Genomic DNA, 18,311 nt, shown 5'->3' with positions numbered 1-18,311 from the left:
TTATTGTTTCCTCATAGTAAGTTGCAGGCGTCCCTGTTTATTGAAGCCAACAACCCAGGCCCGAATGGTCTTCCCGACCGGAAAACGTGCCTCCATGTTGGCAAGGTCTCGCGCAGGCGGATTCAGACGATCACGAGTGATTGATGCTTCATGACCGAGGATCTCAACCACGACCCGGCCTGGTTCGACGCGCACGACTTTGCCTTCCAGATACATGCCTTCGCTCACTTCATCAATAGAGGCAGGCCGGCTTAACTCAGCTCCCTTTGCCGCCGATGGACGCCTGGCAGGCGATGAACGGGTTCGACCGGCGGGATCGACATGCAGCGGGTCGGGCAGAACCGGACGATCCTTATATTCATTGATCTTGCCCCGTCTGATATTGGGGTCCTGGCGCTCGATCTCCATATAGCGTGTCAGAGCTTTGTCCGGGCCGGGCCATTCCAACAGGCATAGTAACATTTGAATGCGCTCAACCTCGACCAGACTCTTATGTTGTACTGCCCCAATCCGGCTGCGAATAAAGAGATCGAATGCATCAACGAACGCTGGAATACGATCTGTGGCTGTTGTCTTCCCTTCCTGCCAGTTCTCACCATCGAAGAGTTGCTGATAACGTTGCTTTCGATTTTCAAGCAGAAGGTTAACATCAATCTTGATAGCGCCCATACCGTAGGGTTTACCCATACCGATGCTGTGACGGTACTCTCTTCCCGCTTCACCGGGCAAAGTCAAGGCCCACAACAACGCACCTAATTCTTCCATAGAGAGATTCTCGAAGTGGATGCGCCAGCGGAAGCGCACACCGGCGGCAACCGGACGCATCTGTGTGTGTTGTGTATCGTGTTCTTTTTCACGCCCACGCTCATCATGCAACTTGTCCAGCGCCTCCTGGACATCGGCGACAGTAATCTCACCCTTATGCCAGTAGAGTTTGTGACCACGAATAACACTTGTCGTTGGATCGGTGTAGTCATTACGCTCCCTTACCAGTTTGGGGTTGCCATTGCGGTCACGTTCCTGTTCCTGTGGATCGGGTGTGCGCTGAGTCAGGTAGTGCTGGAAGGTAGTTGGCTTGGGACTGCCCAGGATTTTGGGTACAACCGGCTCGGCTGCCAGCCAGATATCGGACTGACCCGGCTCGAGCAACGCATCGCACACAAAGATACGGCTGGCGTAGGCACGTGCTTTACCTTCACCCTGGGATTTGCTGTAGCCGAAGATCGCTTCGGCAAGATCGAGATCTTCTTCGCGGCGTAGCTCGTTTGGCACGAAATTGATTGGCTTATGCTGATAGGGCAGACGCATCATCATGGTGTGACCAAAGAAAACGAGTTGGCCGTTTTCCATCAGATAGAATACAGGTTGGCCGTCGCGCAAGACGCCGCCTTTCCCCAACAGGCTTTCCTGCTCCTGGCTGATTTGATCCCTGTACGCTGCAATCAGATCATCAGGGATGCGAATTAGTTCAGCCTGATCGTCTGGCGGATAGATGACAGCCTCACTGCGTTTTGAAGCCATCGGTCCGCTCCGCACCAGTGCACCCTCGATCAGCCCATCGGCTGGCTTGGCCGAGGCCCGGATTACTCTGGCGTATTTGATGCGCAGGAAGCCGCCACGCACATCCTGGTAGTCATATGGACCAGTCTGGAAATAGATCTTCGATGCGTTCTTGCAACCAGGAATCTGCGAGAGATGTGCAGGAATGCTGTCGCTCCGAATACGGGCAAAGGTAGTTCCACCGATCTCTCGGGCAGGGCGGATGAAGAACTCGCCGCGATCTTCCTTAATATACCCGGCTCTGACCAGCGGCGTGTAGTGCCAGGCCATTTTTTTATTGCGATTGGGACGCTGCTCATCTTCACGCATGATGCGTTCACGGTATTTTTTGCCATGAGTGGTGGTATCGCCGACCGCCCGGTAAACCAGTAATTGCTCCGAGACCCACTGCACTTTGCTGTAGCTGATGATCTCTACAAGCTGACGTAACATTCCGCGCAGACTGCTGCCCGGAATGCGTGGGGTTTTATCCGGGTCGATGGAGAAGAAATCTGGCTTGTTGCGCACTCGTTCACGCCAGGGCGCCTGATCATCCTCGCCACGTTCCTGGCGCTCAAACTCTTCAGGAGTCAGCGGTGCACGCACGTAGATCGGCGAAGCGGTGGTAATCACACACTCAATAGTGCCGCTATGCCGTTCAGGATCGTAACGATCCTGGTCCGGCAGCGTATCCGGATCGATGGTAACGATCTTCTCCGGCAGCGGCACAAAATTATAGGGTGCTCTGGCAATCTCTTTGGTTGGGTTTACGTGCCTGGGAATGTTCATAAGAATCTCCTTATGCTTCCGGCAGAAGCTGAACCAGACGGCTCAGCGTAATGCTGGCTTCGCCGTCCTCGTTTTCGCTGATGTAGTGACGCACGCGCAAGCGTAGCTGGTGGTGCTTGAGCTGTGTGGGCGTTACAACAATCGGAACTGCGTGACGCATACCCTGAGACCCCTCACGCAATAGCGTGAAACCGTTCGAGGTGGCGTCCACGGTATCACCCCACAGAATCTGATCTTCGTCAATGATGTCATCATCGTTACCCGGAACATCGACAACCAGGCGGGCGCGCCAGCCATTATCGTCGCGCCAGAGCAACAGCTCTCCCGCCGGGCTGAACAGGCGCGCCTGTTGCAGGGTTGAGGGATGTAGCGATGGAGATGCCGGAGCGATGCCATGCGACGTATGCAGCTCACTATTATCGATACGACCCCAGATCACGCCGTCGTCGGCATGGGCGAGCAGGTAGCGCAGGTTATACTGCTGCGCATGTTTCACCATCCAGGCAGCCGGATCGGTGTTGAATTCATCGTCCACAGGAACACCGGTAAGCTGGTAGGAGATCTTCGTCATCGCTTTACCTCCGCGTGCAAGGCTGCAACGTAATGCTCAAGAGCATCACGGTCACTCGGAATCAGACGTTTGCCGTCTGCAAGGCTGATTGTGAGTGGCTTACCTTTGTGCTGCGGTGTTTCAATCTCTGCACTTACACCCTTCAATCGTCCGCGACCGATGCCGGCTTCACCTCCCAGCGGTAAGTCACCGGTCCACAGATCTTTGAGCAGTAACAGCAACAATCCGATTTCGGCATTTTCAGGGTTGCGGAGCGTCAGATCAACGGTGACAAGGGTGTCGTTCTTACCAAAGACCGGCTGTTCATTGAATAAACCCGTTCCATGGACGCTGCCGGTAAAACGGTCAATGCGAATACGGTTCTGTACCAGATTCACCGGGTTCTCGATCACCGTTTCGTTGACAACGAGGCGACTGGAGCGAGCCTTTTGTTTTTTGTCGCCAGTGATCTCGGCAGGGCCGAAGATACTGTCAATCATGGTCTGGGCCTGCTTATCATCGGCAATTGTGCGCAGAATGCGCCCGGCACGATGGCGTAACGCGCCCGCCAGGCTGGTACCTGAAAGAACCGGCTTGCGTGTTCCACCTGGCCGGGCGCTATGCAGGTGTACGGTATCCGGGCCACGATCCTGTTCATCGAACCCGGCACGGATCAGGATGGAACCGTCAACGACGAACTGTGCCCGAATCCGGCAAAAGCTACGCTTGTCGCTACTATCCGCGAGAGTCACATTCAGGAGACCGGCAATGCTCTGACCAGATCGCCGTTCACTACCGGTGGCGTATTTCCAGTCAGGATGATCTTCTGCTAACCAGGCCAGCAAACCGGCAGGCTTTGTGAGATCGTAACGGGTAACACGCCATTGCGTAACCCGACACACGCCAAAACCGCGTCGCTTCCGTAGCCCGATGGCTATCTCACCTGCCTCAAGCCCCTGAAGAGCGAGGACAAGCATTTGTTTTACCTGCTGCTGATTGTTACCCTGACTGAGAAGCAGTTCCATCCGAATAGGGAAAGTCGTACCGGCTTCCAGGAGCTGAAGATCGTACTTGTAACCACGCGGAACACCATTATCGAAATCAACTTTCGCAGTGCGCGTTATCGGATCAATGCGCACCCCATCACGCAGCTCGATCTTTGATGCCTCACCCAGGGCATCATCGATAATCAATGCGCTCTGATCACCATCGTCGTTGCCCTTCTGCCCACCGAAAAGCGCTTCAATCCATGGGTCCGATGCCTGTTTCTCAAAACCGTGGCAGCGCTCATATAAATAGTTGCGCAGCGCACCCGCCAGCGACGTGCCCGGTAGCAGTGCTTTTCCGGTCACTTCGTCCAGCAACAGTGGCATATCCACAATGCCATCAGTATCACCATTGCCCAGGTGGGTTGGGGTCTGCAACACCAGATCACCCTCGATGATCCAGCGTTCGCTGATCTGGCGAGATGTTGCCAGGGGATGCGTACTCATTGACGGCCTCCATCTTCCCTGCGGCGCTCTTTTGCCAGTCTGGCGAGAACACCGTCGATCAGGCGGATCGTGTACTCACGGGCCAACTCTGTATCGTCCCTGGTACTAACCAGCACATTGGCACCGATGCGTTTGGATAGAGTCTGAGCACCGATCTTGTCCCAGACGGTCTCTGGCTGACTCAGACGCTCTTCCAGCCATTGCGACAGCCGTTCCTCCGAACCGAGACGTGTTCGGTCAAACTGATCTCTGACCGAACGCCGTGTTTTAATGTTCTCGTCCAGATATTTCTGCAACCGTGCGAGATCGCCGTTGGGTAACGCTTCGCGGGCGATAATCCGCAATCTTGATAGCTGAGTATTAGAAATGGATAGATGTTTGGGGCGAATATCGTTGATTGCCTTGCGAAGTTTAGCATCCAGCTCTCGACGCAACATACGCATAGCCATCTGCTGTGCAATATTGCGTGCCGGGCCATCAAGGTTCGGCACTAGTTGATCAATCAGACTCACCACCGGAGGATCCACTCTGATCAGCTCCGTCTCAGTCTGCCAGTTGAATGCGAGACGACCAAAACCCTCAGCCCGTCGCTCGCCAATACCATCCCATTCAGCACCGGCAATAGTTTGGGCCGGGATGGGTGATCTGGCGCGAAAGACAAAGACGCTGCCCCCGGCAATTGCCTGTGCTTGTGGTAACGGTAAGCCCCAAGCGCGATTGAACCCACCCACTTCATCCAGTCGCCAGACGCTGCGCTGCTCTTCCTCGCCGGCAATCGGGTGAATGTGCTCAATTTCGACGCTGAGCAATTGTTGCAGTGCCGGTCGCAGATCCCAGGTATATTGACCGGTATTCGGATCGCGTACCAGAGTGTCGCTTAACAGGGTGACAACGAACGTCTCGCCGGCATCGATTGGGACGATCTGTTTGGGTATCTCTCGCCACACCTGAATATTCTGTGGTGCATCCACTGCAACGGTAACCCGTCCATAGCCGCTGTTACTCGATCCACCAAGACGATAGATGTGTCGGAGCAGTGAGGACAGCAGTTCAACGTCGTCATCTTTATCAACCAGAACCCAACCGGCAAATGTTTGCCCCTCTTCCAGCGCATCGTACTGAAAAACGGCACCACTCACTTCGGTCGCACGACCTTTTACACGATCACGCTGCGTATGCACATTGATGCGGCGTTTCGGGGATATGAAGAAGATATTGCTATCGTCTATCCGACAGAAAGGTTGCGAGTCCCTTGCCGCCCCGACAAACTGTACCGTCTCCTCATTCACGGCATCGATAACCTCAAGCGCAAAGTCATAGATAGGCGACTCCTCACCCTCGACATGGAATAATGATCGAGGTGTTGGGAGTGTTCTTCTGCCGCTGGCATCGGCAGGATAGGCGTTGAGGTAGCGGGTGCGTCCATCGAAGAAGAGGCGTCGGGCTTCCTCTTCACGCGCATCAACGGCAACGATGCCCTTGTTCCGCGCATACATAGCTACTGCTGCACCACGCACCAGACTGCCGGGCACATACGGATAGGAGACACCACTGTTAGGATCGCCAGCAATGCGTGTCGCCAGTAGCGGTTCCAGTAATGTCACACGGTAGGGTATGATGTTCATTGTCCCACCTCCCCGGCAAACACGCGAAAGTACCGCTCAGTAATGTCTACACCGTCGCTGTCAATCAACCGTGCTTGCAGGCGACCGCGCCCTCGATTACGCCCAGTGCCGGCACGTCGCCACGCCAGAATGCAGGCTACCAGCAGTGCCAGTGTTTGCGCATCTGGCTCTGCCGCAAACTCAAGGGTCGCTTCAAACATCGTACCAGGCAACACAACGCGCAGCGAGCGCAGGCTACCTCGTTCAGGAGCGCCGTACTCATTCATCGAGGTCTGGCGACGAATGGCCGTCAGCGATTCCAGAACCTCATCAGCCGACAACTCACCATTGCGTACTGCCATCTTGATAGCAGTCCGCAGCGCATCAGGCAGACGCGCATCGCTAACTCGAAGCATCCCGGTGTCTGCGATAGTGCTCCCTGGACATCCAAACAGACGATAAGCCGTCTGACGCCATTGGTCGGCACGCTGCTGTACCCCAAGGGCGTACAGAATGTTGGCACACTCTTCCGCCAGCAAGCCTTTCAACGTGCGGCCACGCAAAAATGGTAATCCATCAGCATCGTGCTCTACCTCTTCGTCGACCAGACCGGCAACACCATCACCACGCCCAAAGGTAGCGGCAGAACGCAGATCGAATTGAAGTTTATACGCCGGCATGTGCGGCCTCCTCCTGTTCCCCGAGAGAATCCGCAACGATCTTTTGCAGGTCTACAAAAAAATCCATCATCTCAATGGCGTCAAAGTACACGCAACGATCACCTGCCCAACCGCTTTGTTCGTAACCCAAAACATTGAGCGAATGGGAAACGGGCAGTTGCCCGAGTTGATATGTATGGAGAAATTCCCGTACTTTGTCAGGTCCTGCACGTAAGGCTTCGCGGAGGCTTTTCACTTTATTGCGGCGGTCAAACCATTCGCCGTGTTCATCGATGAATTGGTCCAGCAACGTTTTGAAGACCGGCCAGCTACGCCAGGTTTGTTTAGAATCGTCAAGCAATACCGGACGCATAGAGAGCGAGCCGCGCCTGATCGTGTATTCACGCAGACGAATCTCATCTAACGAACCGGTAATACCACTCATTGCGATGTGCCAGTCCAGGGCCGAGCCATCGATCCCTGCCTGTTTGAGCATCTGTTTGGCGGAACGGCAGAGCTGCTCACTTAAACGGTAGGCACGGGCAAAAGGATAGTGCGTCTTGACAATGGCGACGCCGGCACATGCATACGCTGGTTTACCCTCGAAAGCCGGTTCATTTTTCGTTGCAGCCTCAAATGCTTCCAGATAACGCACTGCCAGTGATAGACCGTAACTGCCGTGGCAGACAAACGTCACATCATCACCACCAAACACGATGGGACGAATAGGAAATTTCTGGCGATGACGGTTGGCAAGTTCATCGTCGGCAATAAAGGCTGCTGCCATCAGGTCAACGACGCTATTCAGAGCCTGAGTAGCAGCGTGCTCAAGACTGTGCGAGAAGTTGCGGATTGCTTCAATATACGCCCGGTTCTGCTGAGGGGTGCCGTAGCGACGGGCAATGGCTTCCACCCGCCGCCCAATCCCATTACCATCAGCATGAACAACCGCAATATAACTTTCTTCACCCTTAACTCGACCTAAATCATCAAAATCGCGCGGAATTTCCCAGTTTCCCTGCTCTATCTGCGGCAATCTGGCTTTCAGGCGTTCCACACTCTGATTTTGGACCTTTGCATCACTTTTTGCCCTGATTTCCAGCGATACCGGCTTTTTTTCAACGATTCGGGATGCGACCAGTCCGGTCGAAGCGCAAGGCACCGTCACACCCAGCCCCAGCAGTGGCATTGAGGGAGTCCGATGATGTTTTTTGCGCGCCAGATCAACACCTAACGTCGTACTGACAACCTGTGATAGGGCTTCCTTCGTCCAATCAAAACGACGGTGCGCCACTACAACTTCCAGACCAGGGGCTTCGCGCAGAACCCGCCGCGTCCATCGACTAGTAAATGCGCGTGCCAGATCCATGGTCTTGAACAGGATCACCGTATTGCCACCACCAGCGTAGATAACCTCTGCGTCCAGGGTGTCGATGGTACGGTTATTATCAAGTTTGCCTGTAGCCACATCCACCACGTTGTGAGCAGCAGGGAGCGCCTCGTACACCCATTGATGCGTTGCCCGTTCGACCAGCTCAGAACCGCCGATATTCTCTTGCAGCCTGTTGCTGCCAAAGATATACCCCTGGATTTGGGTGGTATCGATAGCGGTCAGAATATATTCGGTCATGCGTGCCTTCCTTCCCCTGTGATGAGAAACCACTCGGCCATACGGTTGATCAGATCTGGCATATCCCGACGGCCAAACACGCGCACCTTGCCTTCCGCATCCCACGAGCGTACAATCTGGCGTTGCAGGTTTTCGGGTGTATCTACCATGCAGACCAGACCCACACACGCCTCATCGCCGGCCATATTACGGGCGCGGATATACGCTTCAAAGAGTTTCAGTTTGCACATTCCGGGATTCGTGTCGGTTGTGCATGAAATGGCGTAGAGCCTGTATCCCTGCATCACGCCTATATCAATGTCGTATTCCGGACTGTCCGATTCGCTCTGCGGACGGATGCCCATACCGATGTCATGGATTCGACTTTCAGGTCGCTGCGCGCGTATCTGGCTCAAAACATCGAATACATAGTGTTCCAGCCACTTACCGTCCAGCCATTCACACAGGTGTTTGATCCTCGCAAAACCAGACCGTTTCGTTGCCTCTAGCAGTCGAAAGTTACTGTCACTCGTGGCAAAAGAGGTACTCATCTGCCTGGCGACCGTTTCCAGAGATTTATCTGTCGGCAACTCAATGTGCAGGTTTTGAAGCCGGTTTTCCTTATCCCATTCGTGGAATTTCTGGGTACGGGTGTTTTTGCGCAAAACCTCGTCGCACCACGTTCGCCACGCCTTAATTGCATCAGGGTTTTGGTGAACGCCGGCAAGAACGGTAGCCAGTTCGGAAAGCTGCACTGCCCTGGCAATCGAGTCTTGAAGCCTGAACGCATGCAATTTGACAATGTCCTGAATAGAGGGTTGCACTTCGTAGAGCAACGGCTCAGTCATAAACGCCGGCTCATTACCATGCTCGATATACATCCTGTTCGTGCGTGCGTCCAGATAACTCAAGGTTACCGGTCGTTGGGGTTTCTGGTAGTCTCGTATCACCTGAGTTGCGTGCACCGCCATCATTTTGGTGCCACCCGTATAGTTGAGACCAACGTGCTTGTCTCCAATGTGTTTCAGCGCATGCTCAATGTGCCGGCGAATGTCAGCACCATCCGACTCATTGACACATACAAACTGCGGTTGCCGGTGATGTTCAGCCCAGTAGCGCGCCAGACGTTCTGCCACAGTCCTGGTTTTGTCGGAGTGAACCAGATAGAGTTGCCCCTGCGACCTTAACATGAGCGTCGCTGCTACGAAATTTGGCAAGGGGTTGGTACCGACCAGCAAAAACAAATGATCGCTCTTATAACGATCCTGAATGGCAGGTTGAGTTGTCACTATCTCCCCCGTGTAGAAAACGGCATCTGATGCGCTTTCCCCCCTCCCCCCCATCCTACCCCTTCCACCCTGCATCCACCTCACCACTGCTACTGAAAAACAATCATCACCTCTTGTGATTATTCATCGCACACGCTCTGCTATACTCGTTCCACGAAGCCGGCAAAGTGATCGCGGAGAAACCGGTAGTCGAGGGATTCTGCATCGGAGATATGCCAGGCAATGCGGCATTCTGCCAGGATGGCGGTTTTGTGGGAATTCACGGTGCTCAATGAGATCGAGAGCTGATCGGCAACCTGATCCGGACGTAATCCCTTCGCAAACGCTCGCAAGACATCGCGCTGGCGGGTTGTGAGACGATCCCAGACCTGCTGACAGCGTGGATCGTCACTAAGGAAGCGTTGTAGCTGATCTTGGATCGAGCGAGAGTCGGGTTGGGCCAGCAGGCGGAGGCCGGGAAAGTAGGCTCCCCAGGGTGTGAGCGGAATCTGAATCAGTGACACCCCATCTGCGGGCTGAACGTGCATCTGGGCACCGTCTTTGACACGCTGTAACGTGGTTTCGGGGGTGTGCATATGCCAGAGTCGATCCTGGTGGTCACAGTAGAGTGCTGCAATTGAGGTTGCCAGGAGCGCCATCATGCGCCGACCACCACTCAGGCAGAGATGGAGCCGTCGTCCGTTCGTTTTCAGATCAACGATGAGTTGGCGAATGGCCTGAAAGGCGATTTCGACATCGGTTGTGGTACGGATGTCGGTTAATTCGCTACCGTTTGCACCAATAGGTACTTGCCGCAGCCGACAACGTCGACCAGCGTAGTAATCATCGACAAATTCTCGTTGTAGCCGCTGCCAAGCCTGACGGGTGCGTTCGTTGGTGAGTGCAAGGTGAAGGATGTAGACTTCCTGAATGGGTTCACCGCGGGCGAGGAGCGCATCCAGAGCAAAGGTGACAACTTGCGGTTGTCCACCGAGGGTGGCTACAAGCACAGCCGATGGGTCTGTTGGCAAAACAATGTCTGGCATATCTATTAAATATCGGCAATAATGATGTTGATTATTGTAGCATCATTCTTTGGGTTTGGATGGAAAGATGAACACGTTTCCTGCAGTGCTGATCGGCGGCCCTCCACACAGCGGCAAATCTGTTTTGACGTACCTGCTCACGCAGTACCTTCGTCAGCGAGGCATCGAACATTATGTTTTGCGTGCATGTCCTGATGGTGAAGGTGACTGGAGCCAGGAGTCAACACCCGATCTGGTGCGCTTGCTACGGCAGAAAGGGGCATTTGATCGGACGTTTGTTGATCGGGTTTGTCGCGATATAGAACAGCGCCATTTGCCGCTGCTGGTGGATGTAGGAGGACGGCCTACGCTCGATCAGGAACGGATTATCCAGAGGTGCACACACGCCATTGTACTTTCAGCCACCCCGCAGGGAATGGACGAATGGCGTAACCGTGTTGAGCAATATGGATTGATTATTGTTGCAGAATTGCACTCAGAATTGCACGGGAGCGATCAGATTGAGGTTGAAAAACCGGTGCTGCGTGGGGTGATTAGTGGTCTTGAACGGAATGCCCCGACCGGTGGGATAGTAGTAGAGGCATTGGCCAACCGGCTTGCCCGCCTGATGCATTACGACCAGGCTGAACTGGTACAGCAGCATTTGCAGCGAGCGCCTGCGGAACTCGTGGTTGATCTTGATCGGCTTGCCAGGCAGATGTGGGTAGAGGCCACGCAGCGTAGATGGATACCACCTGATCTTCCACAGATTCTGGATAGTATTCCGGCAAAAACGCCCCTTGCTATCTATGGACGTGGCCCAAACTGGCTCTATGCAGCACTGGCAGGCCACACTGCCCCTGCGCCATTCTCCCTCTTCGATCCCCGGCTCGGTTGGGCGCAGGCCCAATCCCTGCGGCGTGTGCCACAACCTGTGGCTGATGTTATTCGCTGGCAGACCAGAGAAGAGCAGGATTATACCCTGCTGAAAGCACATCTGTTAGAACCGTATCTCGATTACGATGATTTGTCTGCCCTGACGGTGCCGCGGCTTGATCCACAACGGGGAGTAGTAGTGAGCGGTAAATTGCCCTTCTGGCTGCTCACCAGCCTGATCGTAACCTACCATGAACATCCGTGGCTGGCAGTTATTCAGCCACAACTCAATCCTAACAGCGTCATTATCTTTAGTCGATGCGAGGATTATCGCCCCGGCAATAGTATCCAGGTTGTGCTTGATTAGAAGGTAGCTCATACACCGTGTAAAGCTGTGCGATGGCAGGTATGTCCTATCCATCAACGGGCAACCTGCTACGTCGCCAGCGTATATGCTGCCGGTGTAGAGCCACACGGCACGCCCTATCGCTCCTTGCCACCCACCCCCAAAACACCTCGCGGCAACAAAAACATCCTCAACAACACTCCTCTCCCCTCCCTCCTCTCTCCTAATCTCTCTCCTAATCTCTCTCCTATCCCCTATCCCCTATCTCCTATCCCCTATCTCCTATCCCCTATCTCCTATCTCCTATCCCCTATCTCCTATCTCCTATCTCCTATCTTCTATCTCCTATCTCCTCCCTCCCCCCAACTGCCGCCGCACCCGCCACGTACCGACGAGACCCAGCGGCGGTTCGATCCAGCGTGCCAGTTCACCGAGCGGTGCCGTGCGGCGCGCTTGAATGTGTCGGCGCTGGTGCAGAAGCTGTGGCCATTCAGCCAGCGCCATGAGTCTGCCGGCCAGCATGTCGGGTTGCCGACGCAGCACGGCATAGGTGACCGCCAGCACGTCGTAGGCCAGGATCGACGGCAGGCAGGCAAGGAGGAGTGGCGTGGGCAGGCAGCGGATCACCATGCGCAGCCGGTTGCGGCCCAGCAGGCGCTGTTTGAGCGGGCTGAACATGCCGGCAGTCGCCGAGTAGACATGGCGGGCACGGGCGGTAGGGGCCAGCACACACTCCCAGCCCCGCAGACGGGCGCGCCAGGCCAGATCGGCATCTTCCAGGTAACTGAAGAAATCGGCAAACAGGCCGGTATCGGTGATCATCGTCCGCCGTAGCAGGGCAAGCCCGCCACTGGCACCGAAGATGGGTTGAGGATTGGTCGGCAGTTGGGTTACAGCCATACCAAGGGCATAGTCGGTAGCAATCCCATCGGCGTGGAACCGAATCCCGGCACCGGCAACGATCTGTGGCCGGCGGCTGAAGGTCAACACTCCCGCTGCCCATCCCGCCTGCGGATGATCACGCAGGGCTGCCCAGAGCGCATCAACACAACCCGGCTCAGCCAACGCATCGTCATTGATCAGCATTATCAGATCGGTCTGGGTTGCCGCAATCCCTGCATTGACCCCACCGGCAAAGCCGGCGTTGTACGGCAATGCAATGACGCGGACGGTCGGAAAATAGCTGCGTACCCAATCCCCGGCCCGATCACGCGAACGATTGTCAACCAGCACGATCTCATCGTGGGGAAGCATTTGAGCCTGGATAGCGCTCAGGCATGCCGGAAGAAAGCGTAGTGCGTGATAGGTTGGAATGACAACGGCAATCGGCGGACGGGTATGACTCATAGATGCGCTCGTCGGGTTGCGATGGTTGCGTGCTGCCCCGCATTATACCAATCAAACGACCGATGTTGTATACGATCATCGCTTGACAGGGCACGGCTATTCTGCTATATTGTATACAATCCTCTAACGGCATAGATATTATAACTGTTTAGCATAGCTTTTACCCGATTGCGAAGGGCTATCTTTGCTCATTAGCGACGGCCATCTTTTACGGCATACTACTACAATCTATTGTAATGAACAAATTGTATACAACTGATGAAACTTCTGCCGACCAGGTCTACCAGCGGCTACGCCGACTGTTAATAGAGGGGCATTATCCTCCCGGCTCGCGCCTGATCGAAGAACGGCTGGCGCAAGACCTTGGCGTGAGTCGGACGCCGGTGCGGCAGGCATTGGTGCGCGCCGCCGCCGAAGGGCTGGTGCAGATTTTTCCCAATCGTGGCGCTGTGGCGCGTAGTTTTACCGTTGATGACTTGATCGAAATGTATGATTTGCGCGCCTTGCTTGAGGGGCACGCAGCCTATCTGGCTGCCCGGCGGATTACCGCCGAACAGCTTGCCCGGATGGAGATGGCGGCAACCGCTCTCGAACAGTCACTTACGCTGACTTTCGAGCGGCGTCAGGACGAAGTGCATTTTCTGGTCGAACACAATGCTGTTTTTCACCAGACCATTGCCGAGGCTGCCGGGAATCAGCGCCTGATCACGATGCTCAACCAGATTGTGGCGGTTCCGTTGCAGTTTCGCTCGTTCTACTGGTATCAGCCTGATCAGCGCCAGATTTCCAATTTCTTTCACCGCAGTATCCTCAATGCGCTGCGACTCGGTGATGGTGACCGCGCCCGCGCAATGATGCGCGAACACATTTTTTACGGTCGAGATGTTCTGTTGCAGAGCCGGAGTGCGGAAGAGACGGCCGCGTCCGGCGAGGAGTAAGCTATCGTGAGTTCCCAACGTCCACCACGACCACTCGATGATGTTCGGGTGCTGGAATTGGGTGCATTTCTGGCCGGGCCGTTCTGTGGTCAGTTGCTGGCCGATTTCGGCGCTGAAGTGATCAAGGTCGAACCTCCCGGCAAGGGTGATCCGATGCGCGAATGGGGGCGCCACCGCTACAAAGGGCGCACGCTCTGGTGGCCGGTGTTAGCCCGTAATAAGAAGTCGATTACGATTGATTTGCGCACACCCGAAGGACAGGCGTTGGTCAAGCGCCTGGTGCCCCACGTGGATATGGTGCTGGAGAATTTTCGCCCCGGTACGCTTGAAGAGTGGGGGCTGGGATGGGAAGAGTTACACGCGCTCAATCCCGGTCTGATTATGATCCGGGTGAGCGGGTTTGGTCAGACCGGTCCTTACCGCGATAAGGCCGGCTTCGGTTCGATTGGCGAGGCAATGGGGGGGATTCGGGCGATTACGGGCTTTCCGGATCGTCCGCCCACCCGGATCGGGATCAGTATCGGCGACTCGCTGGCGGCTACGTTTGCTGCGCTGGGTGCCCTGGTTGCGCTGCATCAGCGTCAACGCAGTGGACAGGGGCAGGTGGTTGATATTGGTATCTACGAGGGTGTGCTGGCCCTGATGGAGAGTATGATCCCTGAGTATCAATTGACCGGCCATATCCGTGAGCGCACCGGGAACATTCTCCCTAATGTTGCCCCCTCAAACATCTACCCAACGGCTGATGGAAGCTGGTTTGTGATTGGGGCGAACGCCGATACCATCTTCACCCGTCTCGCCCAGGCTATGGGCCAGCCCGAACTGGCTACCGATCCGCGCTTCGCAACTCACCAGGCACGGGGTGAGCATCAGGCCGAACTTGATGATCTGATTGCAGCCTGGACGTTGAACTATACCGCCGACCAGTTGCAGGTCATGATGGACGAATACGGCGTCCCTGCCGGTCGCATCTACACCGCGAAAGAGATGCTCTCCGATCCGCATTTTATCGCTCGCCAATCAATTATCGGCGTCCACGATCCCGATTTGGGCGAGATCAAGATGCAGAATGTGGTACCACGGCTGTCAGCCACCCCCGGCGGAGTGGATTGGACCGGTCCTGCGCTCGGTCAGCACAATCGCGAAATCTTTACCGATCTGCTTGGTCTGACGGAGGATGATCTGGCAATGCTGCAAGCGAAGCGGGTGATTTGATGGAAGCAGTAACGATTGTTGACGTCGCACCCCGTGATGGGTTGCAGAACGAGCCTGACGTGTTAGAGCCGGCCACCCGGGTTGAGTTGATCGAGCGCCTGCTCGCAGCCGGTGTGCCACGGATCGAGATCGGTTCGTTTGTTAACCCGCGTCAGGTGCCGCAGATGGCCGGAATTGATCAGATTGCACGGATGTTGATTGAACGTGGTCATAATCTGGCTGCCCGTACCACGAATGATCTCTTCCGTTTTACCGCCCTTGTCCCCAACCAGCGCGGCTATGAACTGGCCGCTGCCGCCGGACTACGCCACGTGCGGCTGGTGCTGGCCGCCAGTGATGGTCTGAATCGGGCAAACTTTAAGCGCACAACCGCCGAGTCGCTGATTGAATTCAGCCGCTTCGCGCTCAATATTCGACGTGATGGTCTCACGTTCGGGGTGGCAATTGGTGCCGCCTTTGGGTGTCCGTTCGATGGCTATGTTTCACCCGAACGGGTTCGTGCGATTGCCGAACACGCTGTCGATATTGGTGCCGGCGAGATCATTCTGGCCGATACGACCGGGATGGCAGTACCGACACAGGTTGCGGCATTGTGTCGGACGATTCTAGATCGCATCCCCGATGTCACAGTGACGCTCCATCTGCACAATACGCGCAATACCGGTTATGCTAACGCCTTCGCCGCCTGGCAGGTCGGTATTCGTTCGTTCGATGCTGCGCTCGGTGGGATCGGCGGCTGCCCATTCGCACCGCGCGCAGTAGGCAATATCGCCAGCGAGGACCTGGTGCATCTCTTCAACGGTCTTGGGGTACCAACCGGGATCGATCTGTCGGCGCTCATTGCTGCATCCGACTGGCTCAGTGCCACACTTGGCCGCCCCTTGCCGGCACTGGTCGGGAAGGCCGGGCCGGTCTATCCGCAGGTGGTGTCAATGGCACCCTACCTGTCATAAGCTACTGTCCGGGGAGTACGTGGTTTTATCGGGAGGAATGGAGACATGAGTTATCGCATTGGAGTCGATGTTGGTGGAACGTTCACCGACCTGATGCTCTTCGATGAGGAGAGCGGACGCTACTGGCGCTACAAGACCCCATCCACACCGCACGATCCGTCAGAGGCGGTGCTGTCCGGGATCGCGGCGATTTGCCAGCAAGCCGGGATTGCTCCGTCGCAGGTAGCGCAGATCATGCACGGCACAACCGTCGCGACCAATGTTATTCTCGAAGGCAAAGGCGCACGAGTTGGACTGATCACTACCGAAGGGTTTAAGCAAATCCTGCATCTTGCCCGCTCACAAACGCCCGGCCCACTTGCCGGCTGGATGATTATGATCAAGCCCGAACCACCGGCAACCCTTGCCGACACCCGCGAGGTACGCGAACGCATGAGTGCCCGTGGCGAGGTGGTTCGCCCCCTTGACGAAGCCCAGGCCGAAGAGGTGATCCGCGAACTGGTCGCTTCCGGTATCGAGTCACTGACCATCTCGCTGATCAATTCGTATGCCAACCCCGACCACGAGCGTCGCCTGAAAGCGATTGCGCAACGCATTGCCCCCCAGCTCCCGGTTACCATCTCTTACGATGTACTGCCGGAGTTTCGCGAGTACGAGCGCACGCTTACCGCGACCATGAATGCGTATGTCAAACCCAAGGTCAAAACCTACGTCCACAATCTCGATCAGCACCTGCGCCAACAGGGCGTGCAGGCGAAACTCAATATTCTGCGCTCCGATGCCGGTTTGATGACTGCCGAAACGACCGAGGAGAATCCGGTCTATACCCTTCTCTCCGGTCCTTCCGGTGGTGTAGCCGGAGCGTTGCATATCGCGTTGCGCGCCGGGTATCCCAATATTCTGACCTTCGATATGGGTGGTACGTCAACCGACGTTTCGCTCTGTATGGGGGAACCCAATATCGCCCGCGAGACGGTGCTCGGCTACTTTCCGGTAAAAGTTCCTTCGGTTGATGTGCGCTCGGTTGGTGCCGGTGGCGGTTCGATTGCTCACGTGCCTGCCCTGACGCGAGCGTTGCGGGTTGGACCACAGAGCGCCGGAGCGGTGCCCGGTCCGGCCTGCTACGGAAAAGGTGGTACCGAACCGACGGTGACCGATGCCAATCTGGTCTGTGGGTATTTGCCACCGAGCATTCTCGGCGGGGCAATGCAGCTCGATGTCGCCGCAGCCAGGGCTGCCGTTCAGAAGATCGCCGATGCCACCGGGTTGAGTCTGATGGCCGCAGCCGAAGGGATTCTGCGCATCGTGAACGAAAATATGTTCGGTGCCCTCCGCCTGGTCAGTGTGCAGCGCGGGTTTGATCCGCGCCAGTTTGCGCTGATGGCCTTCGGTGGCGCCGGGCCACTCCACGGCAACGCCCTGGCCGAACTCCTCGGTTGTTATCCGGTGATTGTGCCACCCGCACCCGGTCTGCTCTGCGCCCTCGGAGACCTGAGCGCCGATTACCGTGATGAGTTTGCCCGCACCTACATCCGCACCGTTGATAGGGTTGACCAGGAAGAGATGGTCGGTATGCTGCGCGATCTGGGGCGTGAAGCGCAGGCAATGCTGAGTGAAGAGGCGATCCCGCCATCCCGCCAGGAGATTCGCTACTTCGTTGATATGCGCTACTACCGACAGGGCTACGAGATGCCGATTGCCGTCAGCGAAGCCGAATTCGATCAAGACCTGATCCCGATCCTGGTGCAACGCTTCAACGAACTGCACGACCGCACCTACGGTTTTATGCTCGACAGCAACGTGGAAATTGTGAACCTGCGCGCAGTCGGGATTGGGCGCGTGACGAAAGTTGAGCTGCCCGAAGCCGAACCGGGTGACCCAGATGCCAGCAGTGCTTACAGCGGCGATCATCAAATCTACCGCCACGGTGAATGGATCACGGCAAAACTCTACGACCGCAACAAGCTGCGTCCGGGAATGCAGGTCGAGGGGCCGGCGATTATTACCGAGGTTGACAGCACTACGGTGGTACTACCCGGCCATACGGCAACCGTTGATCGCTACTTCAACCTTCTGATCAACCGCAGTTAAACTGCTACA

At 55.9% G+C, this 18,311-nt stretch carries 14 protein-coding genes; 5 read left to right on the top strand and 9 right to left on the bottom strand.

Features of this window, described 5'->3' with window-relative positions:
• The 8 genes from CAUR_RS11935 to CAUR_RS11900 form a co-directional block, all read right to left on the bottom strand.
• On the bottom strand, positions 1–2,328 hold the full coding sequence (locus tag CAUR_RS11935; RefSeq protein ID WP_012258140.1) for a TIGR03986 family type III CRISPR-associated RAMP protein: 2,328 nt from the start codon (positions 2,326–2,328) through the stop codon (positions 1–3).
• Between the two features lie 10 nt (positions 2,329–2,338).
• Positions 2,339–2,899: a type III-D CRISPR-associated protein Csx19 gene (gene csx19 / locus CAUR_RS11930; protein WP_012258139.1), complete on the bottom strand. Its 561-nt coding sequence runs from the start codon at positions 2,897–2,899 to the stop codon at positions 2,339–2,341.
• Positions 2,896–4,371, bottom strand: coding sequence for an RAMP superfamily CRISPR-associated protein (locus CAUR_RS11925; protein ID WP_012258138.1), 1,476 nt, complete (start codon positions 4,369–4,371; stop codon positions 2,896–2,898). Before CAUR_RS11925 ends, csx19 begins: the two co-directional genes overlap by 4 nt.
• Positions 4,368–5,996: a type III-D CRISPR-associated RAMP protein Csx10 gene (gene csx10, locus CAUR_RS11920; RefSeq protein WP_012258137.1), complete on the bottom strand. Its 1,629-nt coding sequence runs from the start codon at positions 5,994–5,996 to the stop codon at positions 4,368–4,370. The genes CAUR_RS11925 and csx10 overlap by 4 nt, the downstream gene beginning before the upstream one ends.
• Positions 5,993–6,655, bottom strand: coding sequence for an RAMP superfamily CRISPR-associated protein (locus CAUR_RS11915; protein WP_012258136.1), 663 nt, complete (start codon positions 6,653–6,655; stop codon positions 5,993–5,995). The genes csx10 and CAUR_RS11915 overlap by 4 nt, the downstream gene beginning before the upstream one ends.
• Complete coding sequence (locus tag CAUR_RS11910; protein ID WP_012258135.1) at positions 6,642–8,264, bottom strand: Cas10/Cmr2 second palm domain-containing protein; 1,623 nt, start codon at positions 8,262–8,264, stop codon at positions 6,642–6,644. Before CAUR_RS11910 ends, CAUR_RS11915 begins: the two co-directional genes overlap by 14 nt.
• Positions 8,261–9,607 carry a PDDEXK family nuclease gene (locus CAUR_RS11905; protein WP_242604918.1) on the bottom strand — a complete coding sequence of 449 codons (1,347 nt, stop codon included), beginning with the start codon at positions 9,605–9,607 and terminating at the stop codon, positions 8,261–8,263. Before CAUR_RS11905 ends, CAUR_RS11910 begins: the two co-directional genes overlap by 4 nt.
• Positions 9,608–9,672: 65 nt before the next feature.
• Positions 9,673–10,557, bottom strand: a complete 885-nt coding sequence (locus CAUR_RS11900; protein ID WP_012258133.1) for a CRISPR-associated ring nuclease — start codon at positions 10,555–10,557, stop codon at positions 9,673–9,675.
• A 67-nt stretch (positions 10,558–10,624) separates the two neighbouring features.
• Between CAUR_RS11900 and CAUR_RS11895 the strand changes: the two genes are divergently transcribed.
• The gene (locus tag CAUR_RS11895) at positions 10,625–11,779 is read left to right on the top strand and encodes a CRISPR-associated protein Csx3 (RefSeq protein WP_012258132.1); all 1,155 of its coding nucleotides are present in this window, start codon (positions 10,625–10,627) and stop codon (positions 11,777–11,779) included.
• A gap of 324 nt (positions 11,780–12,103) precedes the next feature.
• Here CAUR_RS11895 and CAUR_RS11890 read toward each other — a convergent pair whose 3' ends face one another.
• Complete coding sequence (locus CAUR_RS11890) at positions 12,104–13,105, bottom strand: glycosyltransferase family 2 protein (protein ID WP_012258131.1); 1,002 nt, start codon at positions 13,103–13,105, stop codon at positions 12,104–12,106.
• 236 nt (positions 13,106–13,341) lie between these two features.
• Between CAUR_RS11890 and CAUR_RS11885 the strand changes: the two genes are divergently transcribed.
• Genes CAUR_RS11885 through CAUR_RS11870 form a run of 4 tightly spaced genes read left to right on the top strand, consistent with a single transcriptional unit; the run spans position 13,342 to position 18,302 of the window.
• Entirely contained in the window at positions 13,342–14,043 is a 702-nt protein-coding gene (locus CAUR_RS11885) for a GntR family transcriptional regulator (RefSeq protein ID WP_012258130.1), read from the top strand.
• Between the two features lie 6 nt (positions 14,044–14,049).
• The gene (locus CAUR_RS11880; RefSeq protein WP_012258129.1) at positions 14,050–15,258 is read left to right on the top strand and encodes a CaiB/BaiF CoA transferase family protein; all 1,209 of its coding nucleotides are present in this window, start codon (positions 14,050–14,052) and stop codon (positions 15,256–15,258) included.
• Positions 15,258–16,211 (top strand): hydroxymethylglutaryl-CoA lyase, encoded by a 954-nt coding sequence (locus CAUR_RS11875; RefSeq protein ID WP_012258128.1) that lies wholly within the window; start codon positions 15,258–15,260, stop codon positions 16,209–16,211. Before CAUR_RS11880 ends, CAUR_RS11875 begins: the two co-directional genes overlap by 1 nt.
• A 45-nt stretch (positions 16,212–16,256) precedes the next feature.
• On the top strand, positions 16,257–18,302 hold the full coding sequence (locus tag CAUR_RS11870) for a hydantoinase/oxoprolinase family protein (protein ID WP_012258127.1): 2,046 nt from the start codon (positions 16,257–16,259) through the stop codon (positions 18,300–18,302).
• Positions 18,303–18,311: the final 9 nt, after the last annotated feature.

The organism is Chloroflexus aurantiacus J-10-fl, from assembly GCF_000018865.1.
Taxonomy (GTDB): domain Bacteria; phylum Chloroflexota; class Chloroflexia; order Chloroflexales; family Chloroflexaceae; genus Chloroflexus; species Chloroflexus aurantiacus.
This window is presented reverse-complemented; position numbering and strand designations above follow the sequence as displayed.